The sequence below is a fragment of the Paraliobacillus salinarum genome, from assembly GCF_014083865.1.
GTDB classification, from domain to species: Bacteria; Bacillota; Bacilli; order Bacillales; family Amphibacillaceae; genus Paraliobacillus; species Paraliobacillus salinarum.
This window is the reverse complement of sequence record NZ_JACEFA010000004.1, coordinates 20,782-44,637: the sequence shown is the minus strand read 5'-3', so window position 1 is coordinate 44,637 and position 23,856 is coordinate 20,782. Positions and strand designations below refer to the sequence as shown.

The following is a 23,856-nucleotide window of genomic DNA, read 5'->3' as shown; positions in this document are numbered from 1 at the left end:
CCGTTTTTCCATATAAAAATGTACTTATCTTAATTTTGACCACCATAAACATTATAACGTTATCTTGACCAACGCCATTTTAGGTGATAATCTAATTTTAACACAAGAAAAACAAAGCGTTTACAAACAGGCTGTATAAAAGGAATGATGACATGATGGATAGTTTTGTGTTACGAAATGTGAGAACTACGGATGAAAAAGTAATTGATCTTGTAATAGCTAATAATAATATTGTAGAAATTGCACCACCAAATACGGGAAAGGCAGATAGAATCATAGATTTTAATCAAACAGTATATATTTCAAGTGGTTGGATTGATTTACATGTGCATGCATTTCCCGAATTTAACCCATATGGAGACGAAATTGATGAGATTGGTTATAAATTAGGTGTAACAACAATTGTTGATGCAGGAAGTACTGGTGCTGACCGGATACATGACCTGTATACATATTCAAAAACAGCTAAAACAAATGTATTTGCTTTTTTAAATATTTCTAAGATTGGATTACAACGCATTGATGAATTGTCGGATCTGTCTTGGTTAAACGAAGAAGAATTGCTAACAACCGCCAAGAAATATCAAGACTTTATTGTCGGGTTAAAGGCGAGAATTAGTAATAGTGTAGTTGGAGAGAATGGCTTAAAGCCGTTAGAACTAGCAAGGAAATTTTCTAAGTCTACAAAATTACCGTTAATGGTGCATATTGGATCTGGTCCACCAGACATATCTGAGGTTCTTAAACTGCTTAAAGAAAAAGACGTTATTACTCATTATTTGCACGGTAAAAGAAATAATCTATTCAATAACTTTGGAGAACCACTTCCTTGTTTATTAGAAGCAAGGAAGCGAGGAGTTCACTTGGATGTAGGACATGGTAATGCGAGCTTTTCCTTTCGAACAGCAGAGGATGCAAAGAAATATGGCATTCCATTTGATACGATAAGTACAGATATTTATCGAAAAAATCGTCTGCAAGGTCCTGTATATAGCTTGGCTGACACCCTAACTAAGTTTCTCTGTTTGGGTTATTCCTTAAAGGACGTGATTGATGCTGTGACAGTGAATGCAGCAACGTGGTTGGGTAGGCCAGCGCTTGGTAGAATTGCGACCGGAGATCTTGCTAATCTCACCTTGTTTTCTGTTGAAGAAAAACCAATTAAATTAACGGATTCTGAAGGGATAGAGCGATTTTATAATAAACAAATAGAAGTAAAAGGAGTTGTCATTAACGGTGAATTCATTGAATGCTAAATACGGATTGAAGCGGGTAATCAATGCTAGTGGACGAATGAGTATTTTAGGTGTGTCTGCTCCATCTGACACGGTAATGGAAGCAATGAAAACAGGTGGAAAGAATTATGTGGAAATAGCTGATTTGGTTGATAAAGCAGGTGAATATATTGCTAACCTTCTTGAATCAGAAGCAGCAATTGTAGTTAACTCGGCATCGAGTGGTATTGCTTTATCTGTAGCAGCAATTGTTACGGAAGGGAAGCGTCGCAAGAGCGAGAGACTTCATCAAGAAATAATACCTAAAAATGAAATCATCATGCTAAAAGGTCATAATGTTCAATACGGTGCACCGGTTGAAACGATGGTACACCTCGGTGGTGGGGAGCTAGTAGAGGTTGGTTATGCGAACGAGGGAAAAGCAGCACATATTGCAGAAGCGATTAATCATCATACAGCAGCAATATTATATGTAAAGTCTCATCATGCAGTACAAAAGAATATGATTTCTGTTGAAGAGGCTTGGCAGGTAGCGCAAGAAAATCATGTACCACTAATTGTCGATGCAGCTGCTGAAGAAGATTTAAAGAAATATGTCCAAATCTCTGACTTAGCAATCTACAGTGGTTCCAAAGCTATTGAAGGACCGACTTCGGGGATTGTTGCGGGTAAAAAAGAATATATTGACTGGCTGAAAGTTCAAATGCATTGTATAGGTAGAAGTATGAAGGTGGGGAAGGAATCGACCTTTGGTTTGCTTCAAGCATTAGATGAATTTTTTGTTAAACAAGATAAAAGTGAAAAGGAAAAAGAAAGTCTGGAAGTGCTACGAGATCTTAATTCTATTAACGGTGTCGAGATAAAAATTGTTCAAGATGAAGCGGGGAGAGCAATATTCAGAGGTAGAGTATACATTGACGTTGAACAAGCCAATGTAACAGCGACAGAAGTGAATGAAAAACTGAAAAGTGGAGAAATTGCTATTTATACAAGAGATTACGGTGTGCGACAAGGTTTCTTTGATATTGATCCTCGCCCATTGAAAGATGACGAGATTCATATAATTAAAGATAGATTGAAAGCTATTTTATTAGGAGGAGAGTAATCATGAATATAGAAAAGCGTTTTTATCAAAATCGAGTAGCGTTAAACGTTCTAGCAGGAAGTGTTGAAAATGCAAAGCAGGTTTTTGATGCTGCAGAAGGACATGTTTTAGTCGGTGTCTTGTCGAAGGATTATGATACCGTTGATGAAGCTGTTATAGCAATGAAGGAATACGGTGAGGCTATTGATCACGCTGTTTCGATTGGCCTTGGTGCTGGTGACAATAGACAGGCTGCTGTAGTAGCTGAAATTGCTAAGTATTACCCTGGCAGTCATATTAATCAAGTGTTCCCAGCAGTAGGGGCGACACGAGCGAATCTTGATAAACAGAATAGCTGGATTAATTCACTTGTGTCTCCAACAGGTAAAGTAGGCTATGTAAATATCTCGACTGGTCCTGCAAGTGCTGATTCTGAAGAGAAGGCAATTGTACCAATAAAATCAGCTATCGCCCTGGTACGTGATATGGGTGGAGATGCATTGAAGTACTTTCCAATGAAAGGACTAAAGCATGAGGATGAGTTTCGAGCAGTTGCGCAGGCTTGTGCCGAGGAAGGTTTTGCTTTAGAACCTACCGGTGGCATTGATTTAGATAATTTTTCAACTATATTAGAAATTGCTTTAGCAGCAAAAGTACCTAAAATCATTCCGCATGTTTACTCATCAATTATCGACAAAGAAACAGGTAATACAAATGAAGCGGATGTGCGTAACTTATTAGCAATGACAAAAGAGTTGGTTGAGAAATATGCCTAAAAACATCATTGCATTTGGAGAAGTGATGATGCGTATGACAGTTCCTGGTTATGAATTGTTACCGCAAGCAAATACATTACAATATTCTTTTTCTGGAACGGGAGTAAATGTTGCTTCTGCAATGACGAAGCTAGGTTATAACGGATACCTAGTTACAAAAATTCCCGATAATCCATTAGGTGACGCAGCTACCTCCTATTTACAACGGTTAGGAATCCAAAAAGATTTTATTGCTAGGGGCGGTAAATACTTGGGAATGTTCTTTTTGGAGAATGGCTTTGCTCAACGTCCAAGTCGTGTGACCTATACTAACCGTCTAGAAAGTAGCTTTAATACGTCGCAAGCAGCTGACTATGATATGAATAAAATTTCTGAACAAGCGGATGTGATTCATTTTTGTGGCATTACATTAGCGATGACTGATCAAGTCCGTGAGAACATGAAGCAGTTAGCTCAGAAAGTCAAAGAGAGAGGCGGAATTGTTTGTTTCGATTGTAATTATCGTCCTTCTTTATGGGAAGGAAGTTATGACCAAGCCAAGCCTCATTATGAAGATATGTTGGCATTAGCTGATATTGTCATGATGAATGAAAAAGATGCGATGTTTATTCTAGGGATGGAAACGGATAAAGCAAAAAAAGATGAACAATTAATGGAGCTTATTCCGAAAGTAGCGGAAAAGTTTGCGATTAAAACGATAGCAGGTACTCATCGAAAGATTAATAGTGATAATACACATGCTTTAACAGGGTATATGTATAAAAATAACAATTTCTTCTTTTCAGATGATCGCTCTTTTTCAGTTTATGATCGAATAGGATCTGGGGATGCTTTTGCGAGTGGTATTATCCATGGTGAGCTTGCAGGGTTCTCAGAAAAAAACACAGTCGACTTTGCTGTTGCTTCAGGTATGCTAGCTTGTACAATTGCTGGAGATACACCAATGTCAACGGAAACGGAAATCTTATCTGCTATGATAGAAGATGTGGAAGATATTAAACGGTAGGTTAGGAGATTAATAATGGAGATCAAGAGAAATAAAGGGATATTGTATTTACAAGTCAAAGAGATTATCAAGGATCGGATTCTTAATGGTGAATATCCCTTAAATACAAATATTCCTTCTGAACCTCAGCTAGAAGCAGCTTTCAACGTCAGTAAAATTACGGTAAGAAATGCGATTAAAGAATTAGTTCAAGAAGGATATTTGGAGAAAAAAAGTGGGAAGGGTACCAAAGTAATTGCTAATTCTGCTGGCGCTCGACTCTCTAAAGGGAAACGTTTTACCGAGGTGTTGGTAGAAGAGGGACACCAAATAACGAAAGAGGTTTTAGCGATTCAGCGTGCAACACCACCAAAGGATTCCGAGCTTTACACGATCTTTGGTGATCAATGTATTAAAATTGAACGGGTATACTCTTTAAATGGAGAGCCATATATTTACTTTAATCATTTCGTTTTATTACCTTTAAGTGACGAGGAATTAAAACATGTTCAAATTAGCTCATTGTATCGTTTTTTAGAACAATACAACATTCGCTTAGAGACCTTTCGAGATGAGTTTGCTGTAGCAGTTGCCCCATCTCATATTAGTAATTTTTTGAGAATAAAAACGGGAGCACCTATTTTAAAAAGAATACGTCGTTCAAGTGATGAAGATGGTAAGGTCGTTGAATATAGTGAAGGTTATTATCATACCGAAAAGCATAATTACGTTGTAGCCTACAATGACACAAATCATTAAGATAAATAGTAGCAAGACATGACAACGAATGAAGTGCTGATTTTTAGTGATAAAGCGGATCGTTTAGGAAGTGTATGATAAACGACATGTGATTTCAAGATATTACTGTGATTAGCTTATACAGCTGTTGAATTTTCACCTAATTTAGAGAGAAGGATTTGCATGCTATGAAAAAATGGTTTCGCCGTTCTTTAAAAAATCAGCTAACTGTTTTCATTTTAGTCGTTGTTTTAATTCCGGTATGTCTTCTAGGAATGTTCGCCTACATGATGACGATTCAAGTCTCGAAGGAACGAGCCGCTATCTCAGGAGAAAGCTCCATTGATCAGTTGCAGGATACGATTGAGTTTATTGTAAGTGATATAGAGAATATCTCTGTTTTCTTAATTGGCCATCAATCTGTTCAAGATTATTTAAGACAAAAAGAAGATCTTATTGGGCAACAAAGGGAAATCTATGGATTCTTGTCTAATCTAGCCTTTTCGAAAAGATATATTGAGAACATTAAGATCACACCTATAAATGGAAACGAAACCATTTCTACCTCATTAGTTTCGGAAGATATTCAAATCGATACGAATAATCAAACAAAGGGGCAATGGTGGTCTGTAAAAGAAAAAAATCAAACGTTAGATGGAAGAAAAGAAATGATAACCCTTACAAGACCAATTCGTAGCACGCATAACTATAATTTAATTGGTTATTTGTCAATCAGTTTAAGTCAAGAAGTGATAACAGAGTATTTAGACTCCATTGACCTAGAGTGGAGTGGGCTCGTATTAATTATGAATGAGGAGCAATTACTGGCACAAAACACAAATCAAGCTCCAATTGAAATAGATAGGGAAACATTGAGTCAGTCTGTTAAAGATTGGGGAAATAATCAACGTTTTGTTCACACTTTTGGTAACGATAAAGCAACAGTGTTTACAAGAAAGATTTCCTCAGTTAATTGGAAGTTAATAGAAATTATCCCGTTCAAGGAATATAGTTCACAAAATCAATATGTTCTATCGTTGACCACCTATTTTGTTGCTTTAGCAGTTTTACTTATTACTGGTTTAGTCATCTTTTTTATATCAAAAGTATTTAAGCCGCTGACAACATTGACTAAGTCGATTCAAGAATCTAATCCAGGCGATCGTATACAGTCAGTCGTTTCTTATTCGGATAATGAAATAGGTGAATTAATTACAAGTTATAATAATCTAAATCAACGAATTGCCACCTTAATGGACGAAGTGAAAAAGAATGAATCAAACAAACGAACATTAGATTTACAAGCATTGCAATCACAAATCAATCCACACTTCTTGTACAACACGTTAGCGTCTGTTCACTGGATTGCTTTAAGTGCGAAATCATATGACATTGTAAAGGTAGTCTCTCATCTGAGTGAATTTTTACGATTTAGTCTTAACAAAGGTAATGAGTATTGTACGGTAGAACAAGAAGTAGGTAATTTAATTCATTACCTGGAAATTTTAAAAATTAGATATCCAGACAGCTTTGAACTTCATGTAGATATTCCTGACGAGCTAAAGCAACACACAATGTTAAAGCTTGTTCTCCAACCATTGATAGAAAACAGTATTAACCATGGTTTTTTCTCTATCGAGGGACATTACGGTGTGATTGATGTAACAGCAGAAGCGTGTGATGGATCGATCTTTTTTCAAGTGAGTGATAATGGAATTGGAATGTCAGCAGAGAAAGTAGAAGAACTAAATCATCAATTTATTACTGACCAAGACACAGAGGTAGTTGTCGGAAAAAATTATGGACTACGTAATGTGAATCTAAGACTAATGCTACATTTCGGTGAATCGTCCGGGTTGCATATTGAAAGTGAACAGAATAAAGGAACAGTAATCAGTTTTTCTACTCCAATAAAGGGAGGGATCAAATGATGAAGGTTTTAATTGCAGATGATGAAGTGATTATTAGAGATGGAATTTCAAATGTAATACCGTGGAAAGAGTTAGGATTTACGTTGCTAGAACCAGTTGCTTCAGCGGAAGAAGTGATTAAGCAGCTAGACAAAGAGTGTCCCGATATTCTAATTACAGATATTCGCATGAAAGGAATGTCAGGACTTGAGTTGGTTTCATATATTGCAAAAAGTCCACACCAAATCGAATCGATCCTACTCACTGGCTACGACGATTTTGAATATACTCAGGAGGCCATTCGTCAAAATGTTTGTGATTATTTATTAAAAACGAGTTCGCCTAAAGAAATTATTGCTGCTGTTGAAAGAGCGAAAAAACGTCTAGAGCGAGCGAAAGAATATGATCAACTAAAAGAATCTGAAGTAGAAAGATCGGTAGTGGATCAATTAAAAACAGTATTGCGTAAAAACTTAAAAACTTTTAATCAAGAGCATTTAATTGCGTCGATTCCCGTATTGAAGGAAGGTCCGTATCAGTTACTGTTAATCGATGAAGCTACAAATGCACATGACATTCAACTAAATGAGGAAATATGGAACAGTTATATCAATGGGAAATGGTTCAGCTATCAAAATCATACATTAGTTTTGCTCAAACGGGACAAATACTTAAAAGATGATTACCTGATACAAATTGCTTCTAGAAAAATAAAAGAGATTTATGGCAAGCCGATTATTATGAGTTCTGCTGTCAGCTCCCTTAATGAACTAGCTAACCTGTATAAACAGGTGGTTTCATTCATACCATATCAATGGATTTTAACAGACAATCGAATGTTAACGGAGAACGATATTATAGGACGAAAGGGAATTCCTTTTACAGAAAACATGACAGATCACAAAAACGATTTAATTGATTGCGTGAAAGCTAGTGATGAGCAAAAACTTAAACAATGGACGAATCAGTTTGTTGATTGGTTAATCGATCACCCGGAGTCCACCCCTGAATCGATTCAATTTTATGTACAGCACTTATATATGGAAAGTATTCGTTTTATTCATCAATATGGACAAAAGGAAAGTATGGATAATTATGATTCTATCCCTCCATTTCATAGATGGTTTCAACAACCGAAGGAAGCATTGTTTTCATTATTATCTGTAATTTCCAAAAACTTTACAGATTGTTATCAAAAGCGTTCTAATTACGTGGAGGATTCCATCATATACATGCAAAGCCATCTTGGAGAACCCTTATCACTCAAAGAGGTTGCAGAAAAGATTCCAGTGCATCCGAATTATTTAAGTGTTGTCATACGAAGGAAAACTGGCAAGTCTTATGTTGAACTATTAACGGATCTACGTATAAAAAAAGCGGCTGACTATTTATTGCACACATCAATTAATGTGAAGGAAGTTACGAAATTAGTTGGATATAACGATAGTAAATATTTTACAAAAATATTCAAAAAGCATTATAAGATGACACCGACACAGTATCGAGAGCAACATTTACAAAACAAATAATGTACTTCTAAAGGAGATGTGATTACATGCGTAAACTTGGTGTTTCGATTTATCCAGAGAAATCTACATTAGAGCAAGATAAAGCATATTTAACGCTTGCTAAAGAAAATGGCTTTTCTCGTGTATTTACATGTTTACTTTCAGCAGAGCAACCGAAAGAAGAAATTGTACAGACATTTAAAGAAATTATTTTTTATGCAAAAGACTTGGAATTAGAGGTTATTTTAGATGTAGCTCCTGCTGTGTTTGACAAATTAGGTGTTAGTTATGATGACCTAAGTTTTTTCGCAGAGCTAGGTGCAGACGGGATTCGGTTAGATGCAGCTTTTGATGGTAAAGGGGAAGCAGCATTAACTTATAATCCGTACGATTTAAAAATCGAGTTGAATATGAGTAATGATATTGATTATTTAAATAATATTCTTTCTCATCAGCCCAATAAGCATCATTTGATTGGTTGTCACAACTTCTATCCACAAAAATATACAGGGCTTCCTTATGATTTTTTTGTGAAGTGTTCTAAGAGATTTAAGGAGCGTGGCATTCGAACGGCGGCATTTGTGTCATCTTCTAGCGCAACAATAGGACCGTGGGATATTAATGACGGCTTATGCACATTAGAGGAGCATCGTGACTTGCCCATTCAAATACAAGCGAAACATTTATGGGCGACAGACCTGATCGATGATGTCATTATTGGAAATGCTTATGCTAGTGAAGAGGAAATTATTAAGCTAGGAAAGTTAAATAGGTATCTTTTAGAGCTGGAAATAGAGTTTGAAGATAAAATATCTCATGTAGAAAAGCAGATTGTTCTAAATGAGTTACATGTTCGTCGTGGCGATATTAGTGAATATCTAGTACGTTCTACAGAAGTAAGAAAAAAATATGGTCAAAGCGTTATTCCGGCTCTTTCTGTTGAAAAGCAAAAGTTCGGCGATATCGTAATTGGCAATGATTCATTTGGAAAATATAAAGCAGAGCTACAAATCGTATTAAAAGAAATGCCAGAGGATCCGAGGAAGAATCTTGTGGCAAAGGTTATACCCGAAAATCTCTTTCTATTAGATTATATTAAGCCATGGAGTACATTTTCTTTTGCGGAAAAGTGATCGAACGACTTTTTGCTAAGGGATAAAAATAACAGGTTAAGTGATTAGGGAAAAGTAAGTCCGAACCTAGCGACATGTATGAGGTTCGGACTTTTCATATGAGTGTATAATTTATCCACTTTGATTTGTCTCCCTACATCTGTATAATCCCTACCTTATTGGAATGAAAGCGCTATTATATAATAACTGTAGAACATAAAAAAAGGAGTGGTTAATTATGAAAAAGTTGTTAGCTATGATGTTCGTACTTCTTCTTGCCTTAGCTGCCTGTGGAGGCGACGGTGATAATGAAGAAGCAGCAAGTGGTGACAGTGAGAAAGTAAAATTATCTATTTGGCACAACTTCGCTGGAGATGATTTACGTGCAAGATCTGTAAGGGATATGATTGCACAGTTCCAAGAAGATAATCCAGAAATTGAAGTGGATGAACAAGCAATTCCGGTTGATGGTTATCGCCAACGTATAAGTACGGTTGCGGCTGCTGATGAACTTCCAGATATTTTCTTAACGTATGCAGGTAGCTTTACGGATGAATTTCACAAGAGTGACCTTATTCAGCCAATCACGCCTTTATTTGATGATAACCCTGAATGGAAAGATTCGTTTTTAAAAGGTGCATTAGATCCATATAACTATGATGGTGAATTGTATTCTGCGCCTGTTGCAATGTCTGCAACATCGTTTATGTATTACAACAAGCAATTATTTGAGGAAAATAATGTAGAAGTGCCAAAAACATGGGATGAGTTTATTTCAGTAATAGATACGTTTAATAGTAAAGGTATTACACCATTAGCGATGGGGAACAAAGCACCGTGGGTTGCACAATCTACGACATTTGGCGCTATTGCTGATCGAGTAACTGGTACAGAGTGGTTTATGAATGCGGTTAACGAGGATGGCGCATCATTTACCGATCCAGTATTCATTGATGCATTAAACCATTTTAAAGAGCTTGTAGAGCATGACGCTTATCCTGAAGGTGCGAATAGCATGGATAATACACAAGCAGAACAGTATTTTGCACAAGGTAAAGCAGCGATGATGATCAATGGTTCATGGACAATTAGTAGTCTATCAGCTTCTGTATCTGAGGATGTACTAAAAAATATTGGTATTACAACGGTACCTGCAATTGAAGATGGTAAAGGTGCAGGAAACACCATTACAGGTGGTCCTGGTGGTGGCTATTTACTAAGTAGTAAAACAGAAGGCGCTGCAAAAGATGCTGCATTGGACTTAATCTACACATTGAGTAATGAAGAGGCTCAGAACACCATTGCTGAAAGTAATTCCATGGTAATGTATGATCTTGAGCTTGATCAAGAAACAGTAAACCCTCTTTTCTATGAAGCATTTAACCTTGTTAAGAGTGCAGAATTTGCTCCTGTATATGATTTGCATTTAACATCTGCAGGCGGAGAAGCAGTTAATAACGGTCTACAAGAAATTATGTTAGGTGGAGACGTTGAAAAAGTAGCACAAGATATCGAGAAAGCACAAGCAGCAAACAAATAATTAAAGGGCAAAGGGAGGGAAAATTATGCAATCTAGTTCAAAGTTAAGAGGATTGTTAGTAATTACGTTACTTCCAGCCCTTTTGCTTTACAGTTTCTTTGTCATCATACCAATCTTCTGGTCTTCATATTATGGTTTCTTTGAATGGTCGGGATTAGGTGATGCAACATTTATCGGATTTCAAAACTATCTTGAAGTTGTTCAAAGTCCAATATTTTGGAGGTCCTTTAAGAATAACTTAATTATTGTAGGGGCATCCGTTTTAGGGCAAGTACCAATTGCATTAGGGCTTGCACTGTTATTAAGAAAGAGTAATATGTTCCAGAGATTTGTACGATCCGCAGTATTTTTGCCGATGGTTATCTCTACCGTAGTAGTAGGTTTAATCTGGGGCTATATTTTTGACCCTGAGCTAGGTGTTATTAACGCAGTTTTACGCTCTGTTGGTCTAGAGTCATGGACGAGAGCTTGGTTAGCTGATCCAGAGGTGAATATGTATGCAGTAGCGGTTCCGATTATTTGGAACTATATTGGCCCATATTTAATTATTTTTATTGCTGCGATACAAAACATTCCAGGAGAAATTGAAGAAGCAGCTTTACTTGATGGGGCTACTGGGTGGAGAAAACTTGTCTACATTATTTTACCTAATATGTGGGGAACCATTAAAGTAGTAATCATATTGTGTATTTCTGGTAGCTTGAAAGCATTTGATCAAGTATTCGTTATGACTGGAGGGGGACCAGCACAATCAACTGAGATTCTGGCCACCTATATGTACAATAATACCTTTTTGGTTTATAGATATGGATTTGGATCTGCAATATCAACGATGATCATTATTCTAAGTTTAATTCTAATTTTAATAAGCCAAGTTTTAATGAGAAGAAAGGACTAAGGAGGTGTCGATCAGATGAGTACTGAAACATATAAACAGAATTCCTCTTTGGGTTTTTCATTAAAAACAGGATTATTTAAAACCATTAGGGTATTGTTCTTAACCACATTCTCTTTATTAATGGTTTACCCACTATATTGGTTAATTACGAGTGCATTTAAGACGAATGAAGAGTTTTTTACACAACCATATGCATTCCCAACAAGCTTCACGTTTGAAAATTTCCAACGGGCTTGGGAAGTAGCTAATCTTGGTCAGGCAATGATTAACTCAACGATTGTTACTGTTACGGCCACCGTATTGACTATATTCTTAGGTGCGCTAACTGCTTATGTGTTATCACGTTTTACCTTTAAGTTAAAAGGAGTTTTAGTCGTATTCTTTATGCTAGGTATGTTAATCCCAGTTCATAGTACGTTAGTTCCTTTATTTACATTGATGAATGAAGTGGGTCTATTAGATACCTATTGGGCATTGATTCTGCCTTATACTGCATTTGAGCTTCCGATTGCAATATTTTTAACGGTTGCTTATATGAGTACGATCCCTAAGGAATTAGAAGAAGCGGCGGTTATTGATGGAAGTGGTTATTGGGGAATCTTCTTCAAAATTATGCTTCCGTTAAGTGTCCCGGCTTTGTCGACAGTGGCAATTCTAGCATTTTTGAGATATTGGAATGAATTTGTTTTCGCATTAGTGTTTATTAATGATAGTTCATTAAAAACTTTACCACTTAGTCTTGCTATATTCTCAGATGGCTTTAGTACAGATTATGCGTTAACGATGGCAGCAATGACAATTGCAGTCTTGCCAACGATTGTAATGTATTTAATGTTCCAGGAACAAATTATGAAGGGTATGGTAGCTGGTTCGGTGAAAGGATAAAGAATAATAGATAAGGCGGTGTGGCAGTTGAATACAATTCTTTCAAAATACGCTATTGTAATAGAGAAGATATATTGGTTTGCCTATTTACAAGTTCTTTGGGTGTTATTTAGTTTGCTAGGCTTCATTGTGTTTGGAGTTTTTCCTGCCACGCATGCCCTTATTATGGTCTTAAAAGAAAAAGATTTATCCAGTATAGAAGCATTTCGTATATTTCGAAATGCTTTTACCCGTTCTTTTATAAAGTTGAGTGGCGCTGGAATCGTGTTTTTATTCATGTTCGTTCTCTTAATTATCAACGTAATAATTTTTCAAGTGGTATATATGAAAGTCTTAGCATTAGGGATGCTCGGCTTAGTGTTCTTGAGCATGCTTCACTTTTTTCAGTATTTTGAATTGGGAAAACCGATCGTCTATCAGGTGAAACGAGCATTTTCGTTTGTATGGGTATTACCAAAAAACAATGTAGGTTATGTACTTGCGTTTATGGGATTCATACTTTCGATAGCTTTTATACCTGGGATTGCATTCTTTTTTGGAGTGAGTATAACGATGTTCTTTGTTGTGAAAATTGGTAATTCAGAAGAAAGTCAAAGATTACTAACATTGATAGGTGATAAGAACGATGGTGGAGAAAGTTTGAATTGAGCGCGTAGGCGTTAGTTATTAGATGGGGAGGTATAGTAATGGATAAATTTATTGCGTTCGATATTGGTGGCACGTATATAAAGTATGGCCTGATTGATGATGATAGCACTATTCTTGAGCATCAAAAGGTAAAGACACCAACAGAGCTGGAAGACTTACTGACAATTATACAACTTTATGCCGAATTACATAATGATGCAAAAGGAGTAGCGATAAGTATACCGGGTGCTGTGTCAGATGATGGAATTGTTTATGGTGCAAGTGCTATTTCTTATATACATGGTCCAAACATGAAGGAATTAATACAGCAAGGAACGAACTTGCCTGTTTATATGGAAAATGATGCGAATTGTGCGGGTTATGCAGAAGTTTGGGCTGGTGCGGCGAAAGGAAAGCAGGACGTTATCGTCATGGCTATTGGTACCGGAATTGGTGGTGCAATTATTAAGGATGGTAAATTGCATAAAGGAGCAAACCTTCATGGTGGGGAGTTCGGATTTATGCTACTGAATGTAAATAAAGAGATAGCTGGAGACGGTTGGACGCGAATGGATTCAACCGTTTCGATGATAAGAAAAGTTGCAAAAAAGAAAAACCTTCCAGTTGATGCGTTATCAGGTGAAGAGATTTTCAGCTTAGCGGAGGCTGGTGATGAAATTTGTATCGAGGCGATTGATGACTTTTTCCATCTGCTAGCATTGGGTATTTTTAATTTGCAATATGTTTATGATCCCGAGGTAATCTTGTTAAGTGGTGGGATTAGTGCGCGAGAAGACTTAATTGAGCGTATTTATGATAAATTAGATCGATTTTTAAAAACAATGCCTAAAGCGACAGTAAGACCAACTGTCGGTATTTGCAAATTCAAGCAAAATGCTAATTTATTAGGCGCTGTATATGGTCTTAAAAAACAATTAAGCGGGACATAGGGGTCAGACCCTTCTGTCCCATTTTAGTATGAAAAATGAGGCGCTGGTTTAGGGCTAGGAAAAACATCAGTGTGCTCAAAAAAAGTAAAGCAGAAGAGGGGCAAGAAACGTGCAATCGAAAGGTGTTATACGAGAAGATTTTATGTGGGGAGGAGCGGTTACATCGTTCCAAACAGAAGGTGCAGCAGATTTGTATGGAAAAGGCCTATCAATCATTGATGCAAGAGAAATTCCTGAAGGTTACTCCGATTGGACAACAGCGATAGACTTTTATCATCGTTTTAAAGAGGATATTGCACTATTCAAAGAGATGGGTTACAACGCATATCGAACAAGTATTTCTTGGTCAAGAATTTTTCCTAATGGTGATGGGGAAGTAAACGAAGCAGGGCTAAGGTTTTATGATGCGCTTTTTGATGAATTACTTGCAAACGGGATCGAGCCAGTTATTACTTTATACCACTTTGATTTACCTCTCGTTTTGGCTGAGAAGTATAACGGTTTTGCTTCAAGAAAAGTAGTGGATTTGTTCGAAACTTATGCAAAATGTGTATTCAATCGTTATAAGGATAAAGTGAAATACTGGCTTACGTTTAATGAGATCAATGTCGTTTTACTTAACCCGGAATATTGGGGTGTTTTAGATGACGAGCCTTCTAAAGCATTAAAATATCAGCTTTGTCATAATGTGCTAATCGCTCATGCGAAAGCAACAAAGGCTATGCGTGCGATTATTCCGGATGCGAAGATGGGTGGCATGATTTCCTATCTGCTAACTTATCCAGCAACATCACAACCAGAAGATGTGTTGGCTAATGTCGAAGTAAAGCAATTATTAATTGATTGTTATCTTGATATTTTTGTGAATGGAGAATATCCTAGTTACTTCAAAGCTAAATTAGAGCAAAAGGGTATGTTGCCCATAATGGATCGTGATGATTTAGCTTTGCTACAGGAGAATACCGCAGACTACTTATCTATTAGCTATTATCAAAGTAGAGTGGTACAGCATACAGATGATGCTAATCCTGTAGCTGGCATGATGAAAAATCCTCATTTAAAAAAGACTGAATGGGATGCAGCGATCGATCCAATTGGTCTACGAATTGCTTTAAAAGATATTTATGCACGTTATAAATTACCAATCTTTATTACGGAAAATGGTATCGGTGTGAGAGAAAGCTTAAATGAAGACAATAGTGTAGATGATGACTACCGAATTGAATATTTAGAACAGCACATAGAACAAATTAAAATCGCCATGCAAGAAGGTGTCGATGTCATTGGTTACTTGACATGGGGATCAACAGATATTCTAAGCTCAAAAGGCCAAATGTCAAAGCGCTATGGACTGATTTATGTCAATCGCGATGAGCAAGACTTACTCGACCTAAAACGATACAAGAAAAAAAGCTTTTACTGGTTTAAACAAATGATAAATGGGACATAGGGGTCAGGCCCTTTTGTCCCATTTATTTTTTGTAAAAGTATGTTTTTTACATTTATTTTGTTATAATCAGGTGGAGTACTAATTTTTCAAAATTGTTTCAATTGTAGAGAGGAAGTATAGGGGTGGTTAAATATTTTTTAGGTGGATTTATAAGTTTGTTAATAGGTTTACAACTGTTCTATATAGCTAAAGAATTATTTATTACCACTATTCCTGCAGTCTTGTTAATCATCTTCAGTATATTATTAATGCTAGGTTCCTTTATTACATCGGTCAGACAAACAGCAAAAACAGAAGGTAAATAGATTTTGGGACATTGGGGACTGACCCCAATGTCCCATTTTGTAGTTGCTTATGTAAACAGTTTATGATAAGTTCTTTTTGTACATAAAAAAATAAAAGCACCCCATATATTCCTGGAAATATGGTCTGGGAGTCTCTACAGAGTAACCGAGAATTACTCTACTATGGACGGTTAATAGTAGAATAACTAACAAAGATATGCATCGTAATACGTGTGCTTTTTTTGTCATTCATTCTAGTTATCTAGTCGTCTATACTTATAGGCGGCTTTTTCTGTTTTTATTAACAAAAAATCACAGTGGCTAGAATATATTACCGTCAATACATGGTAGCAGTCTATTATATAGAGCTGTGCTATCAAAAGGTTTTCCGATCCAAAGAGATATGGGTGCAATCGGGGGAAACGTATGGAAATAATTAAAGATGTATTAGCAGCATTAAGTGGTGTGTTAAATGGTTTACCGCAAGGCTTACTAGCTTTAGCTTTTGGTTTTGCATCTGTCCCAACTGCATTGGCCTTTGTTGCTGGTGCTGCAGGGAACGCATTAACAAGCTCGGTAGCGGTTATTTCTTTTCAAGCTGAAACAATTACTGTTGCCGGAACGATGGGAAAGAATTTACGCGAAAGATTATCTATGATTTTCTTCGGTGCAGCAATTATGTTTTTTATCGGAGCATTTGGTTTATTGGAAACGATCATAAATATCATTGGCCCTGTTATAACGAGTGGTATGATGGCTGGTGTAGGAATTATGCTATCAAAAGTTGCGTGGGATATGGCGAAAGGGAATAAGCTTGCAGGTATTGTCTCCTTTGCCTCCGGGTTACTGACTTACATCGCTACGAAAGATCTAGTGTATACCATTACTATATCTGTAGTGTTATCTAGTCTTGTTTTCTACTTTTTTAAAAAAGATCAAATCAGTGAAAATAAGAAACCTTTCGTTAAAGAAAAAATAGTTCGACAGTCCCTTATTTTAAATCCAATGGTACTTCGTGGAGCACTAGCGATGGTTTGCTTAAATATTGGTGCGAATATTGCTTTTGGAAATATAAATGGCTCGATTGCTGACCGAGATGTAAATGTAGATATTCTAGCCATGATTAGTAGTGTAGCAGATATGGCTTCATCTTTATTCGGTGGTGGTCCGGTAGAGGTAATTATTTCTGCAACAGCTAGCGCACCGCATCCTGTCTGGTCGGGAGTATTAATGATGGTCATCATGGCGATTATTTTAATTTTCGGTATTCTTCCGAAAATAGGGAAGTATATCCCTACTGCATCTATTTCTGGTTTTTTATTTGTGTTAGGTGCGATTGTTACATTACCAGACAATGCGATTGCAGCATTAACAACTGGTGAAGCCTCTTTCGGCGTTGTTGGTGCTATCACAATGATCGTTACAGCGATAACCGATCCGTTTGTAGGAATGGTTTCAGGAGTCATTATACAATTTTTAATAAATATCTTTGGATTTTAAATGAGGTGAATGATAATGGAGACATTTGAGATAAATATTAAAGGCATAAAAAGAGATTTACCGATTGTCAATGTTTCAGAACATGTACGTATTGCTAGTTTTGATATTTTAGGAGATACAGAGCTGGTCGCATACCTTGCACCGCTATTAGCAGAAGAGTTACCAGCTATTGATTATATTGTTACAGCAGAAGCAAAGGGAATTCCATTAATTCACGAAATCTCAAAAGTACTAGGTATGAGTCAATATATCGTGGCAAGAAAAAGCGTGAAGCCTTATATGCAATCTCCTTTGATCAAACAGGTTACATCTATTACAACACAAAAAGAACAAACACTTTGTTTAGATGGAACAGACGCAGCAGTAATTAAAGGAAAGAAAGTAGCTATTATAGATGATGTTATTAGTACTGGCGAATCGATCAGAGGATTAGAAGTATTATTAGAAGAAGCAGGAGCAGATGTTTTAGCTAAAGCGGCTATTCTCGCAGAAGGAAGCGCAGCAGAACGCGAAGATATTATCTATTTAGAGAAATTACCACTATTTTAAAATGGGATATTGAGGGGTGGGACATTGGGGACTGACCCCAATGTCCCATTTTTATCGTGTAAGGCCTCTTTCAAATGCTGCTAAATGGTTAATAGAGGCATTGCGTAATTGTGTGAATACTACTTGAAGATCAACTGGAATTGCAAGTGTCAAAAATTTGTCATACATAGAAATATTGTCAATTTCACCTTGTACACCAGCTGCATATGCGTCTTTAATCGTTTCTGGAGTAGTAATGAATGATGTTGACTGATCAATTGGAAATGGAACTTGATAGCGATCAAACAACGGAAGAAGTGCATCAATATGTCTTAATTCTGCCGCTTTGATTCTGGCAAATGTTCTAACATTGCCAAAGTTGGCTAGTATATTGTCATATCGAGCTTGAGCCAAGTATTCATCTTGTAGCGCATAAGTGAGCATATCTGCTATAGATAGAGAAGAAGCAGTTAGAGCAGCCGTTGCTCCATAGTCCTCTTTTTGCCTACTGGTATCAGATTGATTGCTATTGTTTAAAAATGAAAGAAACCATACTGCATGCTTTTGTTCATCCGCTGCTGCTCGTTGAAAAGCTTGCTTAATGTCTACATCTTCTGTCATATCTGCAATATTTAAATAGAAATCCACTGTTTCTTGTTCATCTTTAAAGGCAGCAATAACCCCTTCTTTAAAAGTACTTTGACAATTGTCTATAAATTCATAGGTTGCTTGTTTTCCAGTGATCTTTTTGTAAATTGAGTTAAATTCGTTGAAGTGACGTTTTTCATCCTCGCGTATATCAAGTATTCTCTTTCTTTCATCCTGCAAAGGGGAGAGATTGGCTAATTTTTTATAACAAATAATAGCGCTATACTCACCATTGATTGCTTTTTGAATGCTTTTTTGTAAATTAAAGTCAGACGATCTTTGTTCATCACTTGGATCGGTATACAAAATAATCAACCTCCTACTATACTTTTGAGTCCGTTTATCCAGTATGAACACACTGATCAATACTTGAGAAATGTAAGTGTTAGTTTTGGGATAAACCTCTCGTAAAAAGTGAATCTTATAATGGGTAATTATTAGTTGGATAGATTACGCGGGCTTATTGAAATTACTTTATGTTATGCAAGGCATATTAATTTACGTGCCTGGCCTAATTGTGTTTATCTATTCAATCTTGTATAGCTTGTATTATAAAAATAGAGGAGGCGCAGGTTCAATTTCCCTTATGGTATGATAGTATTATTCAGAAAGGACGGAAGCGTTATGAAAAACAAGGATGCTTTTATTCGGCTGTCAGATGTTTCTTATCGATTTGGGGAGCGGGCGGTCATTAATCAGCTAAGCTTATCGCTTGATAAGGGCGTTTCGTATGCGTTGATTGGTCAATCAGGTATTGGCAAATCTACCTTGTTACAATTACTAGCTGGTTTTATTTCACCGGATAGTGGTTCAATTTATATCAATGACAAAAAACTGATCAAACCAAGAGTGAAAACTGGATTTTTATTTCAAGAATTGGGTCTCTTTCCGTGGCAAACAGCTTTTGATTCCATTAAAATGCCGCTACAAATGCATACATCTGTACAAAAAGAATCCCTCAAATCAAGTGTTTTTAAATGGTTAAAAGAGTTGCAAATAGAAGATTGTCATGAAAGATATCCACATGAACTAAGTGGTGGGCAAAAGCAACGAGTAGCTTTAGCAAGAACACTAATTACAGAACCGGACTTTCTTTTAATGGATGAACCGACAACGGCAATTGATGCTATGACAAAAGAATCCATTCAAGCACTTATTTTAGCGCAACATAAAAAACAACAAACAACCATGCTCTTTGTAACACATGATATTGAAGAAGCAGTCTATTTAGGAGAAGTGATTCTAATTATGCGTGAGGGCGGAAAAATAACGCGCATTCCCAATCCGCTTTTTGGAATTGAAAATAATAGAGAAACCTTAGCCTTTTATCAAGCCTGTATTGATGTAAGAAAACATATAAACCTGGAGATGGAGCTAGATGAAGTATTTACGCACAATAAGTAACAATCAACTTTTTATTGGATTCTTAACTACACTTTTGGCTTGGCAAGTAATTTACTTTCTAATTGATACACATACGATTCCAGCTCCAATGGAAACATTAATATATTTATACACAATGAAACTACCTGTTTTGTTACATGTGCTAGCTAGCATGTCTAGGGTATTAGTGGCCGTTGGCATTGCTTTAATAATAGGAGTGCCGATTGGCATATTCGCCGGAATCAATCATTTATTCAATCAATTTTTTTCACCGTTTCTTTATTATATTTATCCCATTCCTAAGGTAGCGTTTTTACCTGTACTAATGCTTTTGTATGGTTTGGGAAATCAATCGAAAGTCATCTTAATTATTTTCATTATAGTGTTTCAGATTATTTTGTCGGTGAGGGATGGAGTAAGGCAAATTCCATCGTCATATTTTACTGTGATGGATAGTTTCGCTTCTTCCACGTTAAGTAAATATCGATATTTAATTATTCCTGCAATTTCACCTCATATATTTTCCGGATTACGTATTAGTATTGGCATTTCATTAGCAACTTTATTTTTTGCTGAAAATTACGCAACAACATATGGGATCGGTTACTATATCCTAAGTGCGTGGACCAAAATGGATTATATTGAAATGTTTAGTGGTATCGTGGCTTTAAGTTTTTTAGGTATTTTAATGTTTAAGGCAATTGATTTATTAGAGGCGAAAACCACCCCTTGGAATAAAAAACCTTTTTGATTTTAATCAAAAAGGTTTTTCAATAATAATGTATTCTATTTGATAAATGAAAAATCTGTTAGCTCATCATAACGATAGGTTTGCGAGATTTGTTCTTTTTCTTTTGTCCAGGTAATGATACTGTCAAATTGATCTTGATCAATACTAGCTGCATGTGTATAAGGCGTTGATTTATTATTAATATAGTTACTCATCGCCTCTGGAAATTGATAATTAGATAAAATATCAGCATATTCATTCGCATCGGTTTCATTCATATAATCAATCGCTTTGTTATAAGCGGTGTAAAAAGCTTGTATATCTTCCGGGTTGTTTTTTACCATTTCTTCTGTAAAGAAAATAGTTCCACCTTTTATACCTGCTTTGCTTGAACTTGCTAATAGATGTGCGCCTTGTTTCACTAACATCCCAGCTTGAGGTTCAGTAAAGACAACACCGTCTATTTGATTAGATAACAGAGCCTCTGATCTACCTGAAAAAGAAGGAATTTCAACAATGTTGTAATTGAAATCATTTGCCTTAGCAATTTCATCCATTATATATTCAAGAATAAAATTAGGTACGAGAGAGACATCCTTTCCATCTAACTCTTGTATATCTATAATGTTAGAATCAGGTGACGATAAAATCTTAAAATCTTCATTAATATCTGATGTAATTTTAAGTTTGATTCCTCTATCAACGAAAGCGGCTGCTGTCATAACATCTCCAATAGCAGCGTCTAATTCATTTGCTTGTAGCGCAACATTTCGATCATTTGGTGAGGTAAATGTTTTAATCGATACATTGACACCATTTTCTTCAAAATAACCATTCTCTTCCGCCAAAATTATCGGAAGTGACGCTTCTGCTGGTAATGTACCAATGGTAAACGCTTCACCACTAGGTTCATTCCCTTTCGTTTGATCTACATCTGTATCATTGCTTGAACAAGCTGCTAGTAAAAAAATACTGGATGCAAGGAATAGGTAGCTTAGTAATTTTAGTTTCATTGTATTTCTCCTTCTTAGTCAACAATTGCTTTAAATTGTTCTATCGTTAAAAAGTATGGTATTACATTTCTTTTTAATAATAATGGATCTGTATGTTTATCATTTTTACCATTTTCACATGTGAATGCTAAACGAAATCCATTTTGTTTTAAAAGGGCAACATTTCTGTCTGTGAATAACCCGAATGGATAGGCGAATACATTTTTAACCGGAACATATTCGTTACACACGGCTAAATCTGCTGCAAATGCCTCGTCTGTGGCTTCCATCATAAGGCTGACAGACTCATCTTTTCTTTGGTGAAACGCATCTGTGTGGTTGGCATATTCAAATACATCTTCCATGTCTTTTAGATCTTGCTTGGAAAGGCAAACTGATTTTTCTGGATTAAAAATTTTTACATCTTCATGAAGCCATCCTGTTACCACAAACGAAACAGCATGAAATCCATGCTTCTTTAACACTGGATAAGCAAATTCTTTTACTGATTGAAAGCAGTCATCAAATGTAAGTAGTATTGATTTTTCAGGGATAGGTGTTTGTTTTATGTAATAATCTTTGACTTCGCTTAATGATAGCGTATGAAAGTGGTTGTCTTTCAAATAAGCCATTTGCTCTTCGAATTGTTCAAGCGTAACAAACAAAGCGGATGGCAATATATCATCATACGCTTGTTTCACATCAATGTGTGAGGGATTGTCTGGATTAAACTCTTCTTCTCTTCTAATTTCATGGTATAGCACAGTTGTAAATGTCATGTGTATTCCTCCCTATTCTAATTGATTATAAAACCAATTGCTGTGCAGTCAATTTCTTTACGAAAGATGTCATAAACTCTTCTTTTTTGATGGAGGCATTTTCGTTCTTTTTTTTCCTTGGCTTTTTGTTAAAATATTCACAAACAATAATAAAAGAATAGCATGAATGCACCTTTGACACAATAACATATTGTTTTTTAGTAGAATGAAAAAATGTAAGATACATATCCACAAGAAGATAAAGGTTCAGTTATTGTTATTATTGCAACCGATTTGCCGCTTTCTCAACCGCAAATAAGGTTCCTCATGACAAACCAAATGCATGCTTGGCATTATCGCAAATCCATGAGCAGGATATCGACGAAGCGACAGAAGAAGCAGTGCTTAACTCTTTAATTACAGCAACATCTGTTGTAGGCAGGGAAGGAAATACAAGACCAGCATTAAAGGATATGGTAAGAGATTATCAGATCAAACTTTAACCTATTCTTGTGTTGATAACTAAATAACCTTTTTTGGTGAATATAAAGTAAAACTCCCCTATCTAAAGTGAACAATAAGATTGGGGAGTTTCTAATTATGGCAATAACACACTATCAATTACGTGGATAACACCATTTGATGCTTCAATATCTGGCTTGACAACAGTTGATTTATTTACACGAACAGGATCTAATTTAATTTTTAATTTTTTTTCTGCCAATGTTTTAATTTTCATTCGATCTTTTAAATCAGTGGACATTATTTTTTCTGGTACGACATGATAAAGTAGAATTTCCTTTAAATCTTTTCTTGCTAGTAGTTCTTCAGCTGAAATGTCTAAATCAGTAAGTAATTTTTCGAATGCTGCGTCTGTTGGGGCAAATACGGTAAAAGGACCATCTCCCTTTAAGGTATCGACTAAATTGGCTTTTTCTAAAGCGGCAATTAAGGTATTGAAATTCCCTGATTCTGTTGCTATGTCGACAATATTTTTCTCTTCCTCTGGATTTTCCATTGCACCTACACTGCTTGCAAACGGAACGGTCATGATAAAGAACAACAAAGCTAGAGCTATTTTTCTTTTTAACATTAGATACATCCTCCTTTTGTTGATATGCTGGACATACTTTCTTCTACTTGGTTTAAGCTAAGCACGTCTTCTTTAAGAGTAGTATTCTAATAATTAATTATTTTATTCGTATTTTTTCTATATAAAGAATGGGACAAAGGGGTGACAAAGGGGTCAGTCCCCTTTGTCCCATTTAATGTGATAAAATAGATAAATCATCTGAGGCATTTATTTGTATTTATGATGATTGGTAGTAAAATCAA

The 23,856-nt window shown here is 36.0% G+C and carries 24 protein-coding genes and 1 riboswitch; of the genes, 20 read left to right on the top strand and 4 right to left on the bottom strand.

Annotated elements, in window-relative coordinates; all coding sequences use genetic code 11:
• Positions 1-152 precede the first annotated feature (152 nt).
• The 17 genes from HP569_RS05670 to HP569_RS05590 all read left to right on the top strand — a co-directional run bounded on the left by HP569_RS05670 (position 153) and on the right by HP569_RS05590 (position 18,031).
• Positions 153-1,256: an amidohydrolase/deacetylase family metallohydrolase gene (locus HP569_RS05670; RefSeq protein WP_182200196.1), complete on the top strand. Its 1,104-nt coding sequence runs from the start codon at positions 153-155 to the stop codon at positions 1,254-1,256.
• A 37-nt stretch (positions 1,257-1,293) separates the two neighbouring features.
• Complete coding sequence (locus HP569_RS05665) at positions 1,294-2,340, top strand: DgaE family pyridoxal phosphate-dependent ammonia lyase (protein WP_182200352.1); 1,047 nt, start codon at positions 1,294-1,296, stop codon at positions 2,338-2,340.
• On the top strand, positions 2,340-3,095 hold the full coding sequence (dagF, locus tag HP569_RS05660; RefSeq protein WP_182200351.1) for a 2-dehydro-3-deoxy-phosphogluconate aldolase: 756 nt from the start codon (positions 2,340-2,342) through the stop codon (positions 3,093-3,095). The genes HP569_RS05665 and dagF overlap by 1 nt, the downstream gene beginning before the upstream one ends.
• Entirely contained in the window at positions 3,088-4,101 is a 1,014-nt protein-coding gene (locus HP569_RS05655; RefSeq protein ID WP_182200195.1) for a sugar kinase, read from the top strand. The genes dagF and HP569_RS05655 overlap by 8 nt, the downstream gene beginning before the upstream one ends.
• Before the next feature lie 15 nt (positions 4,102-4,116).
• Complete coding sequence (locus HP569_RS05650) at positions 4,117-4,839, top strand: GntR family transcriptional regulator (RefSeq protein WP_182200194.1); 723 nt, start codon at positions 4,117-4,119, stop codon at positions 4,837-4,839.
• A 167-nt stretch (positions 4,840-5,006) separates the two neighbouring features.
• Entirely contained in the window at positions 5,007-6,749 is a 1,743-nt protein-coding gene (locus HP569_RS05645) for a cache domain-containing sensor histidine kinase (RefSeq protein WP_182200193.1), read from the top strand.
• A complete protein-coding gene (locus HP569_RS05640) occupies positions 6,746-8,257 on the top strand; it encodes a response regulator (RefSeq protein WP_182200192.1) in 1,512 nt (503 codons plus the stop codon). The genes HP569_RS05645 and HP569_RS05640 overlap by 4 nt, the downstream gene beginning before the upstream one ends.
• Positions 8,258-8,283: 26 nt before the next feature.
• The gene (locus HP569_RS05635) at positions 8,284-9,369 is read left to right on the top strand and encodes a DUF871 domain-containing protein (RefSeq protein ID WP_182200191.1); all 1,086 of its coding nucleotides are present in this window, start codon (positions 8,284-8,286) and stop codon (positions 9,367-9,369) included.
• A gap of 217 nt (positions 9,370-9,586) precedes the next feature.
• Positions 9,587-10,888: an extracellular solute-binding protein gene (locus tag HP569_RS05630; protein ID WP_182200190.1), complete on the top strand. Its 1,302-nt coding sequence runs from the start codon at positions 9,587-9,589 to the stop codon at positions 10,886-10,888.
• Between the two features lie 25 nt (positions 10,889-10,913).
• On the top strand, positions 10,914-11,786 hold the full coding sequence (locus HP569_RS05625; RefSeq protein ID WP_182200189.1) for a carbohydrate ABC transporter permease: 873 nt from the start codon (positions 10,914-10,916) through the stop codon (positions 11,784-11,786).
• 15 nt (positions 11,787-11,801) lie between these two features.
• Entirely contained in the window at positions 11,802-12,671 is an 870-nt protein-coding gene (locus tag HP569_RS05620) for a carbohydrate ABC transporter permease (protein WP_182200188.1), read from the top strand.
• A gap of 27 nt (positions 12,672-12,698) precedes the next feature.
• Positions 12,699-13,319, top strand: a complete 621-nt coding sequence (locus tag HP569_RS05615) for a DUF624 domain-containing protein (protein WP_182200187.1) — start codon at positions 12,699-12,701, stop codon at positions 13,317-13,319.
• A 38-nt stretch (positions 13,320-13,357) separates the two neighbouring features.
• Complete coding sequence (locus HP569_RS05610) at positions 13,358-14,248, top strand: ROK family protein (protein WP_182200186.1); 891 nt, start codon at positions 13,358-13,360, stop codon at positions 14,246-14,248.
• A 109-nt stretch (positions 14,249-14,357) separates the two neighbouring features.
• Complete coding sequence (locus tag HP569_RS05605) at positions 14,358-15,698, top strand: glycoside hydrolase family 1 protein (RefSeq protein ID WP_182200185.1); 1,341 nt, start codon at positions 14,358-14,360, stop codon at positions 15,696-15,698.
• 122 nt (positions 15,699-15,820) lie between these two features.
• Positions 15,821-16,003: a hypothetical protein gene (locus HP569_RS05600; RefSeq protein ID WP_182200184.1), complete on the top strand. Its 183-nt coding sequence runs from the start codon at positions 15,821-15,823 to the stop codon at positions 16,001-16,003.
• 81 nt (positions 16,004-16,084) lie between these two features.
• Positions 16,085-16,186: riboswitch (purine riboswitch) on the top strand.
• 222 nt (positions 16,187-16,408) lie between these two features.
• On the top strand, positions 16,409-17,482 hold the full coding sequence (locus tag HP569_RS05595) for an NCS2 family permease (protein ID WP_182200183.1): 1,074 nt from the start codon (positions 16,409-16,411) through the stop codon (positions 17,480-17,482).
• A gap of 15 nt (positions 17,483-17,497) precedes the next feature.
• Complete coding sequence (locus HP569_RS05590) at positions 17,498-18,031, top strand: phosphoribosyltransferase family protein (protein ID WP_182200182.1); 534 nt, start codon at positions 17,498-17,500, stop codon at positions 18,029-18,031.
• Between the two features lie 51 nt (positions 18,032-18,082).
• Here the strand turns inward: HP569_RS05590 and HP569_RS05585 are convergent, their stop codons facing one another.
• Positions 18,083-18,964, bottom strand: a complete 882-nt coding sequence (locus HP569_RS05585; protein ID WP_220464450.1) for a ferritin family protein — start codon at positions 18,962-18,964, stop codon at positions 18,083-18,085.
• Positions 18,965-19,282: 318 nt separating this feature from the next.
• On the opposite strand from HP569_RS05585, the gene HP569_RS05580 reads away from it, so the two are divergent.
• Positions 19,283-20,062, top strand: a complete 780-nt coding sequence (locus HP569_RS05580; protein ID WP_182200181.1) for an ABC transporter ATP-binding protein — start codon at positions 19,283-19,285, stop codon at positions 20,060-20,062.
• On the top strand, positions 20,037-20,792 hold the full coding sequence (locus HP569_RS05575) for an ABC transporter permease (RefSeq protein WP_182200180.1): 756 nt from the start codon (positions 20,037-20,039) through the stop codon (positions 20,790-20,792). The genes HP569_RS05580 and HP569_RS05575 overlap by 26 nt, the downstream gene beginning before the upstream one ends.
• A gap of 35 nt (positions 20,793-20,827) precedes the next feature.
• On the opposite strand, the gene HP569_RS05570 is transcribed toward HP569_RS05575, so the two are convergent.
• Positions 20,828-21,784 carry an ABC transporter substrate-binding protein gene (locus HP569_RS05570; RefSeq protein ID WP_182200179.1) on the bottom strand — a complete coding sequence of 319 codons (957 nt, stop codon included), beginning with the start codon at positions 21,782-21,784 and terminating at the stop codon, positions 20,828-20,830.
• A 14-nt stretch (positions 21,785-21,798) separates the two neighbouring features.
• Positions 21,799-22,542 carry a polysaccharide deacetylase family protein gene (locus HP569_RS05565; RefSeq protein ID WP_182200178.1) on the bottom strand — a complete coding sequence of 248 codons (744 nt, stop codon included), beginning with the start codon at positions 22,540-22,542 and terminating at the stop codon, positions 21,799-21,801.
• A gap of 326 nt (positions 22,543-22,868) precedes the next feature.
• Here HP569_RS05565 and HP569_RS05560 point away from each other — a divergent pair, with 326 nt between their 5' ends.
• Positions 22,869-23,024 (top strand): hypothetical protein, encoded by a 156-nt coding sequence (locus tag HP569_RS05560; protein WP_246366935.1) that lies wholly within the window; start codon positions 22,869-22,871, stop codon positions 23,022-23,024.
• Between the two features lie 95 nt (positions 23,025-23,119).
• On the opposite strand, the gene HP569_RS05555 is transcribed toward HP569_RS05560, so the two are convergent.
• A complete protein-coding gene (locus tag HP569_RS05555; RefSeq protein ID WP_182200177.1) occupies positions 23,120-23,614 on the bottom strand; it encodes a fasciclin domain-containing protein in 495 nt (164 codons plus the stop codon).
• Between the last annotated feature and the right edge of the window lie 242 nt (positions 23,615-23,856).

What these genes read in the sequence shown, in the direction of transcription:
- HP569_RS05670 (WP_182200196.1), top strand. Translation starts at nt 153, where the DNA reads ATGATGGATAGTTTTGTGTTACGAAATGTGAGAACTACGGATGAAAAA.
- HP569_RS05665 (WP_182200352.1), top strand. Translation starts at nt 1,294, where the DNA reads ATGAGTATTTTAGGTGTGTCTGCTCCATCTGACACGGTAATGGAAGCA.
- HP569_RS05655 (WP_182200195.1), top strand. Translation starts at nt 3,088, where the DNA reads ATGCCTAAAAACATCATTGCATTTGGAGAAGTGATGATGCGTATGACA.
- HP569_RS05650 (WP_182200194.1), top strand. Translation starts at nt 4,117, where the DNA reads ATGGAGATCAAGAGAAATAAAGGGATATTGTATTTACAAGTCAAAGAG.
- HP569_RS05645 (WP_182200193.1), top strand. Translation starts at nt 5,007, where the DNA reads ATGAAAAAATGGTTTCGCCGTTCTTTAAAAAATCAGCTAACTGTTTTC.
- HP569_RS05640 (WP_182200192.1), top strand. Translation starts at nt 6,746, where the DNA reads ATGATGAAGGTTTTAATTGCAGATGATGAAGTGATTATTAGAGATGGA.
- HP569_RS05635 (WP_182200191.1), top strand. Translation starts at nt 8,284, where the DNA reads ATGCGTAAACTTGGTGTTTCGATTTATCCAGAGAAATCTACATTAGAG.
- HP569_RS05630 (WP_182200190.1), top strand. Translation starts at nt 9,587, where the DNA reads ATGAAAAAGTTGTTAGCTATGATGTTCGTACTTCTTCTTGCCTTAGCT.
- HP569_RS05625 (WP_182200189.1), top strand. Translation starts at nt 10,914, where the DNA reads ATGCAATCTAGTTCAAAGTTAAGAGGATTGTTAGTAATTACGTTACTT.
- HP569_RS05620 (WP_182200188.1), top strand. Translation starts at nt 11,802, where the DNA reads ATGAGTACTGAAACATATAAACAGAATTCCTCTTTGGGTTTTTCATTA.
- HP569_RS05610 (WP_182200186.1), top strand. Translation starts at nt 13,358, where the DNA reads ATGGATAAATTTATTGCGTTCGATATTGGTGGCACGTATATAAAGTAT.
- HP569_RS05595 (WP_182200183.1), top strand. Translation starts at nt 16,409, where the DNA reads ATGGAAATAATTAAAGATGTATTAGCAGCATTAAGTGGTGTGTTAAAT.
- HP569_RS05590 (WP_182200182.1), top strand. Translation starts at nt 17,498, where the DNA reads ATGGAGACATTTGAGATAAATATTAAAGGCATAAAAAGAGATTTACCG.
- HP569_RS05580 (WP_182200181.1), top strand. Translation starts at nt 19,283, where the DNA reads ATGAAAAACAAGGATGCTTTTATTCGGCTGTCAGATGTTTCTTATCGA.
- HP569_RS05575 (WP_182200180.1), top strand. Translation starts at nt 20,037, where the DNA reads ATGAAGTATTTACGCACAATAAGTAACAATCAACTTTTTATTGGATTC.
- HP569_RS05570 (WP_182200179.1), bottom strand. Translation starts at nt 21,784, where the DNA reads ATGAAACTAAAATTACTAAGCTACCTATTCCTTGCATCCAGTATTTTT.
- HP569_RS05565 (WP_182200178.1), bottom strand. Translation starts at nt 22,542, where the DNA reads ATGACATTTACAACTGTGCTATACCATGAAATTAGAAGAGAAGAAGAG.
- HP569_RS05555 (WP_182200177.1), bottom strand. Translation starts at nt 23,614, where the DNA reads ATGTTAAAAAGAAAAATAGCTCTAGCTTTGTTGTTCTTTATCATGACC.